Raw genomic sequence first — 9,649 nt, 5'->3', positions numbered from 1 at the left:
GACCACCCTGTTCTTTCCCGGCTGACTTGATTCAAGTCAGCCGGGAAAGGGTCTAGGAGGCGCGGCCATGAGTATGATCGAGACCCGCCAGGCGCAGATGTTCCCGGTGCTGGACGCCGCCCAGGTGGCGACCGCGCGGCGCTTCGCCAGTGGACCTGCCCGCACATTCCCGCCTGGTGAACTGCTCTACGACGTCGGCGAGCGCAACGTGCCGTCCTGGCTGTTGCTGGAAGGCGCCATCGAGATCAATCATCACGACGGCCTTGGACACCACGAACAGATCGCGGTTGAGCATGCGGGCCAGTTCACCGGCGAGGTCAGTCAACTCGCCGGTCGGGGGACTTTGTCCGCCGCCCGCGCGGGCCCGGACGGCGCTGTGGCTTTGCCGTTTGACGCCCCGCATCTCCGGGCCCTGCTGATCGGCGCCGCCGAGTTGGGCGAGATCATCATGCGCGCCCTGATCCTGCGTCGGATGGGCCTGCTGGAGGCGGGCGCCGCCGGGGCGATCCTGGTCGGGGCGGCGGACCACCCGGACCTTGTGCGCTTGCAAGTGTTCCTGTCGCGAAACGGTTATCCGCACGCGGTCCTGGCGGCGATCGGCGACGGGGAGGGCCACGCGCTGGTCGAGCGGATGGGCGTTGCGCCCGCGGAGCTTCCGCTGATGATCTGCCCGAACGGGACGATCCTGCGCCACCCGTCGAACGGCGAGGCGGCCGCCTGCCTGGGGCTGCTCGTCCCGCCCGATCCGGACAAGACCTATGACGTGACCGTCGTTGGCGCAGGCCCCGCCGGCCTGGCGACGGCGGTCTATGCTGCGTCGGAAGGGCTTTCGGTGCTGGTGCTCGATCAGCGGGCGATGGGCGGCCAGGCGGGCGCCTCGGCGCGGATCGAGAACTACCTGGGATTTCCGACCGGCATTTCAGGCCAGGCGCTGGCGGGCCGTGCCTTGAACCAGGCCCAGAAGTTCGGCGCCGAGATCGCCGTGCCCCTGGAGGTCACCCGGCTCGACTGCGACATCCCGCGATCCGACGGGGACCCCCTTCAGCTGGAGCTCAGCGACGGCTCGCGGGTGCGCACCCGGACGGTCGTGATCGCGTCCGGCGCGCGATACCGCCGTCCCGCCATCCCGAACATCGAGACCTTAGAAGGCGCCGGCGTGTCCTACTGGGCGTCCGCCGTGGAGGCCAAGCTCTGTGAAGGCGAGGAGGTGGCGTTGGTGGGCGGCGGCAATTCGGCGGGCCAGGCCACGGTCTTCCTCGCGCCGAAGGTGAACCGCCTGCATCTGATCGTCCGCGGACCGGGGCTGGAAGCGACCATGTCGCGATACCTGGTCGACCGGATCGCCGCCTTGCCGAACGTCGAGCTGCACGCCCACACCGAGATCGTCGGCGTCGAAGGCGACCGCGCTCAGGGCCTGACCGGTGCGACCTGCCGCAACCGCCAGACGGGTGAAACCAAGTATCGGCCGATGCGCCACCTCTTCCTGTTCATCGGCGCCGATCCCAACGCCGGTTGGCTGCAGGGCTGCGTGGAGACCGACGCCAAGGGCTTCGTCGTCACGGGCGCCAACGCCGGGCGGCCGCTGGAAACGGCGAGGCCGGGTGTCTTCGCCATCGGCGACGTGCGCGCAGGCTCGACCAAGCGGGTTGCGGCGGCCGTGGGCGAGGGCGCGGCGGTGGTGGCGCAGATCCACGCGTTCCTGGGCGGCCTGACCACAACGGCTTAGGCGGGCTTGCGAAACCGGCGTCGGCGGGCTCATGAAGCGGGATGGATCCCTCCTTCTTCGACCTGCGCGCCACGCACAACCCGCACCGCTGGTTCATGCCGCTGACGCCGGACGTCTGTGTCGGGCGGCCGGACGAGATGTTCATGTTCGGCGGCGTGGGCCTCGCCTCGGCGATCGGGGCGATGGAGCGCACCACGGGCCGGCCGCTGATCTGGGCGACCGCGCAGTACCTGTCCTATGCCAAGCCGCCGAGTGTGGTGGACCTGGACGTCTGGGTCCCCGCCGCCGGCAAATACAACAGCCAGGCCCGGGTCATCGGCCATGTGGGCGACAAGGAGATATTCACCGTCAACGCCGCCTTGGGCGCGCGGCCCAGCGAGCTCTCGCGGCAATGGCTGACCATGCCGGACGTTCCGCGGCCCGAGGACTGTGAGCCCGGCGAGCACTGGCGCGCGGCGCACTATGGGCTGCACAGCCGCATGGAGGTGCGCGTCGCCAAGGGCCACTACGGCTTCGACCGTCAGGGCGCTGCGGAGGAGGACGGACGCCTCCTGATCTGGGTTCGTCCCCGCGAGCGATTCGCCGTCGACGCCTCGATGCTGGCGATCATCGCCGATCACGTGCCCTCGGGCATCGGCAACGCCCTGGGCCAGAACGCCGGCGGCAACAGCCTGGACAACACCCTGCGCATCCGCCGGATCGTCCCCACCGAATGGGTGCTCTGCGACATCCGTATCCTGGGGGTCCACGGCGGTTTCGGCCACGGCGCGATCTACCTGTTCGCCCAGGACGGCGAGCTGATGGCGACGGCCAGTCAGTCGCTGATCGTCCGGGTGCGGGATGCCATCGGCGATCGTTAAGATACGGTAATTGCGTCGTTAACCGGAATTTTTCAAACCGCGCTCACCCTAAAGAAAAAGAGGGGTTGGTGATGGTGGAAGAAGCGATGGATACGCCGCGGTTCGCCGCGGGGCTGGGCGCGGCTCGCTCCGAGCAGGCGCTGTCGTCAATGATCGAGCTGGCCTTGCCGTCGTTCGCGATCGGCTATCTGGCCTTCGTCGCCGGGCCGCACACCCATGGGATAGAGCGGGTGCTGGCGGCGGCCGCGATCCTCGCGGTGCTGGCGGCGACGGGCCTGGGCATGGCCCGGGCGATCCGTTCCGCCGCCCGCGTCCGGCGGGCCGAGGTTGCGATTTCCGCGGCGTCGAGTTCCCTCGAGAGCGCCGGCCGCGTCACCCGCGCGGTCCTGGCGACCCTCGAGCAGGACGTCATTCCGGCGCTGGGCAAGATGCTCTCCGCCACCGCCGCCATGGCGTCCGACCGCCGCATGGCGGTCGGGGTGCGCAACCGCCTGACCACGCTGCGCGCCGCCGGCGAGAATATCGAGACGATCCTCAAGGGCGTCGTCGGCTCGCCGTCGGCGAAGCCTGCGGAGCGGCCGGTTGCCGCGACCGCCGCCGAGGCGAAACCGACGGTGGTCACCAATCTGCCGTCGTTCGCGGCCGCGAAATCCGGCGATGGACGGCCCAGGCGCGTCCTGATCGCCGAGACCAACGGGGTCCATCAGCTGATGCTGCGCACCGTACTGGCGCAGATCGGCATGGAGACCGAGTTCGTCGCTCATGGCGACGAACTGATCGAGGCCTGGCGACGTGAAGACTGGGACCTGATCCTTCTGGACACTGAGACGCCTGAAATCGAGGGCCTCGCTGCAGCGCGGACGATCCGTTCGGTGGAGGCGAAGTCCGGCTGGAAGGGCACGCCCATCGTGGCGCTGGCGGCCGATCCGTCATCGCGCGACGTCGACGGCTACACCCAGGCCGGCATCGGTGCGTGGCTCGCCAAACCCATCGTGGGCGCGGCCCTGTTCAAAGCCATCGGGACGGCCATGGCCGAGCCTACGACGGCGACAGATTGGGATCCGGTCGAGTTCGCCAAGGTCGCTTAGCGCCCGCTCAATTCCGTGTGGGGATGATCACCGGCAGGGTCTCGTAGCCCTTCACGAAGGTCGAATAGACCCGCTTGGGCTCGCCCACGACCTCGATGGTCGGGAAGCGCTTGAGGATCTCTTCCCAGATGATCTTCAGCTGCAGCTCGGCCAGGCGGTTTCCGACGCAGCGGTGGATGCCGAAGCCGAACGAGATGTGGGTGCGCGGCCGTTCGCGGTCGATGATGTAGTCGTTCGGCCGGTCGATCACCTCGTCGTCGCGGTTGCCCGAAACGTACCACATGATGACCTTGTCGCCCTTCTTGATGGTCTTGCCGCCGAACTCGAAGTCGGCCAGCGCGCGGCGGCGCATGTGGGCCAGCGGCGTCTGCCAGCGGATGGTCTCGGAGACCATTGAGGGGATCAGGCCGGGGTTCTCGCGCAGCTTTGCGTACTGATCGGGGTTCTGGTTCAGCGCCAGGATCGAGCCGGAGATGGTGTTGCGCGTGGTGTCATTGCCGCCGACGGTCAGCAGCACGATGTTCCCGAAGAACTCGCGGGGCTCCATGTTCCGGGTGGCCTCGCCATGCGCCAGCATCGAGACCAGGTCGCCGGTGGGATCGGTGTTCACCCGCTCGTTCCAGAGCTTGGTGAAGTAGGCGTGATACTCGACGAAGATCGCCATCTTCTGTTCGAAGCTGTCGATCAGACCCTGGCCGGGCGCGGCGGTGACCACGTCTGACCAGTAGATGAGCTGGCGGCGATCCTCCTGCGGCATGCCGAACAGGGTGGCCAGCGTCATGCCGGTCAGTTCCTTGGAGACCTTGTCGACCCAGTCGAATTCCTCGCCGATCGGCAGGTTGTCCAGGATCATCGCCGCCCGCTCGCGGATCAGCGGCTCCATCACCTGCAGGCTGGTGGGCGACACGGCCGGGCTGACCGTCTTGCGCTGAACGTCGTGACGCGGCGGGTCCATGGCGATGAACATCGGCAGCGGCCCGTCGCCACCGGGCGGTTCGGCGATGGTGATGCCGCCTTCGGACGAGAACACCTGGTGATTGGTTTCGATCGCCATGATGTCGTTGTACTTGGTGATCGACCAGTAGGGTCCGAACTCGTGCTCGCGGGTGTAGTGCACGGGGGCTTCGGCGCGCAGGCGCTCGAACATCGGCCACATGGCGTCGGCCTGGAAGAGCTCCGGCTGCGCGGGGTTCAGATCCGCCAGCGGCGTCGCGTAGGCGGCTTCGCGCGCCTCAGCTAGATTCGCCAGATTGCCGTCGGCCATGGTTCGTCCTCCCGGGGGTATTTAAGCATCGTATAGATCGCAAGATGACGCCAGCGTCAACTTTAAGGTGGTCTGGAGGCGCTCGCCGGACCATGACAGAACCGCTCGTGTGCCGCCCCTGATCCCCGTCACCGACCCCGACGATCCCCGGCTTGCCGACTACCGGCAGGTCCGCGAGCGCGATCTCGTGGGCCGTCAGGGCGGCTTCATCGCCGAGGGCGTGGTGGTGCTGGAGAAGCTGATCCACAGTGGGCGACATCCCCTGCGCTCGGTCCTGGTGGCGGAGAAGCGCACGGAGGCGCTCGCGCCCTTGCTGGCGGAGCTTGCGCAGGACATCCCGGTCTATGCGGCGGGGCAGGCGGTGATGGACGCCGTGGCGGGCTTTCACATCCATCGCGGCGTTCTGGCGGCCGGAGTCCGCGCCGAGCCGGACCTGGAGAGCCTGCTGGCCGGCCTGCCGGCGCGCGCCCTGGTGGTCGGCCTGGCCGGCATCGCCAATCACGACAACATGGGCGGCCTGTTCCGCAACGCCGCGGCCTTCGGGGCGGACGCCGTGCTGCTGGACGAGGATTGCTGCGATCCGCTCTACCGAAAGGCGATCCGGGTCTCGGTGGGCGCGGCGCTGACCACGCCCTTCGCCCGGGCCGGGACGGCGGCCGAGCTGGCGGCGCGGCTGGCGGTGGAGGGCTTCGATGTCCTGGCGCTGTCGCCGAGCGGCGAGACCGAACTGGCGGACCTGCGGCCAGGACCGCGGACGGCGGCGCTGTTCGGCGCGGAAGGCCCTGGATTGCCGGCGTCGGTGATGGCCCGGGCGCGCGGCGTGCGGATCGCCATGGCTGGCGGTTTCGACTCCCTGAACGTTGCAACCACCAGCGGCATTGTTCTGCATCAGATTGTTGCGGGGCGACGCGCCGAAGACTGCGACTAAAGCCCTTTCTTAACCGGCGATAGGCCAGGGTTGGATCGACTGGCGGAACTCCGCCGCTTGGGGAAGCGAATGTCCGGCGAAACGCGCCCGCAAGCGCCGGAAGGCCTGGAACAGTCGGGGCCGGTGTTTGACCGCGCCCGCCGGCTGGCCTGCACCCTGTTCAAGGATGTCGACGCCGCGGTTGTGCTGATGGGCGACGGCGAGGCTTGGCGCAGCCACGATCCCGGCGGCCAGGCGCCGAAGGACGCGCCGGTCGCGCGGCTGGTGATCGATTCCGGTGAATTGCTTTGGATCGCCGACGCCAGCCTGGACGAATGTTTCCGCCACCGTCCCAACGTTACCGGCCCGGCCCATGTGCGCTTCTACGCCGCCGCCCCGATCCGGCTGGAGGATGGCTCGATCCCCGGCGTTTTCGCCGTCGCCGGCACTGAGCCGAAGCCCTACGACGAGGCCCTCGCCGCGCGCCTGCAGGACCTGGCTGACGTGGTGGCCGATGAGTGGAGCCGCGTTCAGGCCCGTAACGGCCGCGAGACTGCGCGCCGGGAAAGCGACGTCGCCCGGCGCATGGTCGCTCAGATCCTCGACACCGCGCCGCTGTCCCTCCTGATGACCGACCTGGAGATGCGCATCATCTCCGCCAGCCCGCGCTGGATCGAGAGCCGCCAGCTCGGCGACAACGCGGTGATCGGCCACTCGCTCTATGAGCTGTTCCCCAGCACCTACGAGAAGTGGCGGCCGGTCTATGACCGTTGCCTCGCCGGCGAGTCGGTCCAGGCCGACCGCGTGGAATTCCACCGCCCCAACGGATCGATCATCTGGCTGCAGGTGGAGCTGACGCCCTGGCGGGAAAGCAACGGCGAGATCGGCGGCCTGATCATCAGCTCGCACGATGTGACAAATATGGTCGAGGCGCTGGAGCGGACGGAACGCTCGGAAGAGCGCCTGCGCGTGGCGATGGAGACGGCCGACATCCACGTCTGGGAGCTGGACTACCGCCGCCGTGAGCTGATCAACATCGGCGCGGCCGCAAGCTTCTACAACGAGGAGCCGACCTACCCGCAGCTAGCTCGTGACATCTGGTCGACGATCGACGAGCGCGACCTGCCGCGGGTGCAGGAGGAGTGGCGCCGGCACCAGGAGGAGGGCGCGGCCTACCGCCCAGAGTACCGCGTGCGCCGTTCGGACCACCGGGAGGTCTGGGTGCAGGGCGCCGTGCGCTATCTCACCGACGACCAGGGCAAACCGCTGCGGATGATCGGCGCGCTGCAGAATATCACCGACCGCAAAGCCGCCGAACTCGCCCTGGTCCAGGCCAAGGAGGAGGCGGAGTCGGCCACCCGCGCCAAGAGCGCCTTCCTGGCCACCATGAGCCACGAGATCCGCACGCCGCTGAACGGCGTGCTGGGCATGGCCCAGGCCATGGCCATGGGCACGCTCGATGCTGAGCAGCGCCAACGCCTGGATGTGATCCGCCAGTCCGGCGAGAGCCTGCTGGCGATCCTGAACGACGTGCTGGACTTGTCCAAGATCGAAGCCGGCAAGCTGGAGCTGGAACGCGCCGAGTTCGACCTGGAGGAGACCGTGCAGGGCGCGCTGAGCGCCTTCGCCGCCACCGCTCAGGCCAAGGGGCTGGCGCTGACGCTGAATATCCAGCCGGCGGCGCGGGGTGTTTACGTCGGCGACAGCGTCCGTGTCCGCCAGATCCTCTACAATCTGATTTCCAACGGGCTCAAGTTCACCGGAAAGGGCGAGGTCAAGGTGACCCTGTCGCGGCGAGGCCGGCGCTTGCGGCTGCAGGTCGCAGACACCGGTATTGGCGTCGCGCCGGAGAAGCTGGCCGGCCTCTTCCAGAAATTCGAGCAGGCTGACGCCTCGACGACCCGGCGCTATGGCGGCACCGGGCTGGGCCTTTCGATCTGTCGCGACCTGGCGGCGCTGATGGGCGGCGAGATTCACGCCGAGAGCAGACTCGGTGAGGGCGCGACCTTCACGGTCGAGCTGCCGCTGGAGCGGACGGCCGATTCACCGGAGCGGACGTCGCGGGTCGCCGGGACGCGGCCGGTTGTCATGGAAGAGGCGGTCGCGATCCGAGTGCTGGCAGCCGAGGACAACAGCATGAACCAGCTGGTCCTACGCACCCTGCTGGCGCAGATCGGCATCGAGCCCACGATCGTCGGCAACGGCCGCGAGGCCGTCGAGGCCTGGGCCAGCGAGCCCTGGGACATGATCCTGATGGATGTCCAGATGCCCGACGTGGACGGGCCCACCGCGACCGGCATGATCCGCGCCCGCGAGCGGGCTGCGGGCCTCGCGCGCACTCCGATCGTCGCGCTGACCGCCAACGCCATGGCGCATCAGGTGGCGGAATACGCAGAGGCCGGCATGGACGACTTCGTGGCCAAACCCATCGAGGCGGCGCGCCTGTTCGAGGCTATTGCAGTCGCGCTGGAAACCCGTCGGAAGGCGGTCGCGGAAGCCGCCGCGGCTTAGGCCGCCCGGCCGAATTCGTAGCCGCTGATCGCCACGTCCATCGCCACGTCGCGGAACGCGAGGCGTCCGGGCTCGCCCTCCGCCGCGCCGGCGGCCACGAACAGCGGCGCGAGGTGCTCTTCGCGTGGATGCGCCTCGCGGGCATAGGGGCCTTGATCCCAGTGGCGGATGGCGTCGTCGCGATGGGCGGGGTCGGCGAGCGCCGTCTCCAGCCAGGCGTCGAAGGCCTTGGACTTGTCGGTGAAAGCCGGGCTGAAGCCGCGCATGTTGTGCCAGCTCATCCCCGAACCCACGATCAAGACGCCTTCGTCGCGAAGGGGCGCCAGCGCGCGGCCCGCGGCCAGATGCGCCTCCGGGTCCAGGTCAGCGCGCAGCGAGAGCTGCACCACCGGGATGTCCGCCGCAGGCGTCGCCAGCAGTAGGGGCACGAAGACCCCGTGGTCGTAGCCGCGCTGGGCGTCTTCCGCGGTCGGAAAGCCTGCCGCGCCGAGCAATTCCCGCACCCGCGCGGCGAGGGCCGGCGACCCAGGCGCATCGAAGCGCAGGCGGTAGGTCTCTTCCGGGAAGCCGTAGTAGTCGAACAGCATCGGCGGCCTGGGCGCCGAGCCCACCGTGAACACCGGCTCCTCCCAGTGGCCGCTGACCATCAGGATCGCCTTGGGCCGTTCGGGGAGATCCGCCACGAGGCCTTTCAGCCAGACGGCGGTCCTGTCCCAGGTGTCGGCGGGGCCGCGGGTCCAGTCCATGAAGAAGCACGGACCCGCGCCGTGGGGGACGAACAGGGTCGGCAGCGTCATGGCCCTAGCTCGCGTGCTTCTCGATGCCGTCAGCGAACACCTGGCCAAAGCCGATCAGGAACTCGCGGGTGGCCTCGTTGGTCAGCTCGCCGTTCTCATCGAACATGGCCGCGACGCCGCCGACATAGGTCTCCGGCTGGTTCACGGTCGGCATGTTCAGGAAGACCAGGGACTGGCGCAGCTGGTGATAGGCGCCGAAGCCGCCGATGGCGCCGGGCGAATTGCTGACCACCGCGGCCGGCTTGCCGTTCCAGACGCTGGCGCCATAGGGGCGCGAGCCCACGTCGATGGCGTTCTTCAGCACCCCCGGGATGCCGCGGTTGTACTCCGGCGTCACGAACAGCACCGCGTCGGCGGCCTTCACGGCCTCGCGGAAAGCGGTCCATTCCGCGGGCGGCGTCGCCTCAAGGTCCTGGTTGAAGTGCTGCAAGGCCCCGATCTCGACGAAGTCGAAGGTCAGGTCGGTCGGCGCCACGGCGGCGATCGCCTTGGCGAG

The 9,649-nt window shown here is 68.7% G+C and carries 8 protein-coding genes; 5 read left to right on the top strand and 3 right to left on the bottom strand.

Annotated features, from left to right (window positions below):
* The first annotated feature begins 67 nt into the window (after positions 1–67).
* From VHS75_RS10385 to VHS75_RS10375, 3 genes are all read left to right on the top strand, one after another.
* Positions 68–1,726: an FAD-dependent oxidoreductase gene (locus VHS75_RS10385; RefSeq protein WP_329638544.1), complete on the top strand. Its 1,659-nt coding sequence runs from the start codon at positions 68–70 to the stop codon at positions 1,724–1,726.
* A 41-nt stretch (positions 1,727–1,767) separates the two neighbouring features.
* A complete protein-coding gene (locus VHS75_RS10380; protein WP_329638543.1) occupies positions 1,768–2,586 on the top strand; it encodes an acyl-CoA thioesterase in 819 nt (272 codons plus the stop codon).
* Positions 2,587–2,657: 71 nt separating this feature from the next.
* Entirely contained in the window at positions 2,658–3,674 is a 1,017-nt protein-coding gene (locus VHS75_RS10375) for a response regulator (protein ID WP_329638542.1), read from the top strand.
* Between the two features lie 7 nt (positions 3,675–3,681).
* Here the strand turns inward: VHS75_RS10375 and VHS75_RS10370 are convergent, their stop codons facing one another.
* Positions 3,682–4,938 (bottom strand): cytochrome P450, encoded by a 1,257-nt coding sequence (locus VHS75_RS10370; protein WP_329638541.1) that lies wholly within the window; start codon positions 4,936–4,938, stop codon positions 3,682–3,684.
* A gap of 109 nt (positions 4,939–5,047) precedes the next feature.
* Here VHS75_RS10370 and VHS75_RS10365 point away from each other — a divergent pair, with 109 nt between their 5' ends.
* Both VHS75_RS10365 and VHS75_RS10360 read left to right on the top strand, forming a co-directional pair.
* On the top strand, positions 5,048–5,866 hold the full coding sequence (locus VHS75_RS10365; protein WP_329638540.1) for an RNA methyltransferase: 819 nt from the start codon (positions 5,048–5,050) through the stop codon (positions 5,864–5,866).
* A gap of 69 nt (positions 5,867–5,935) precedes the next feature.
* Positions 5,936–8,356: an ATP-binding protein gene (locus tag VHS75_RS10360; protein ID WP_329638539.1), complete on the top strand. Its 2,421-nt coding sequence runs from the start codon at positions 5,936–5,938 to the stop codon at positions 8,354–8,356.
* On the opposite strand, the gene VHS75_RS10355 is transcribed toward VHS75_RS10360, so the two are convergent.
* Positions 8,353–9,153, bottom strand: coding sequence for a class III extradiol ring-cleavage dioxygenase (locus tag VHS75_RS10355; RefSeq protein ID WP_329638538.1), 801 nt, complete (start codon positions 9,151–9,153; stop codon positions 8,353–8,355). The genes VHS75_RS10360 and VHS75_RS10355 overlap by 4 nt on opposite strands.
* Positions 9,154–9,157: 4 nt before the next feature.
* On the bottom strand, positions 9,158–9,649 hold a 492-nt coding region (locus VHS75_RS10350; protein ID WP_329638537.1), incomplete at its 5' end, for an NAD(P)H-dependent oxidoreductase.

The sequence above is a fragment of the Phenylobacterium sp. genome (assembly GCF_036264965.1).
Lineage (GTDB): Bacteria > Pseudomonadota > Alphaproteobacteria > Caulobacterales > Caulobacteraceae > Phenylobacterium.
The sequence above is the reverse complement of the archived record's forward strand: the minus strand, read 5'-3'. Positions and strand labels throughout refer to the sequence as shown.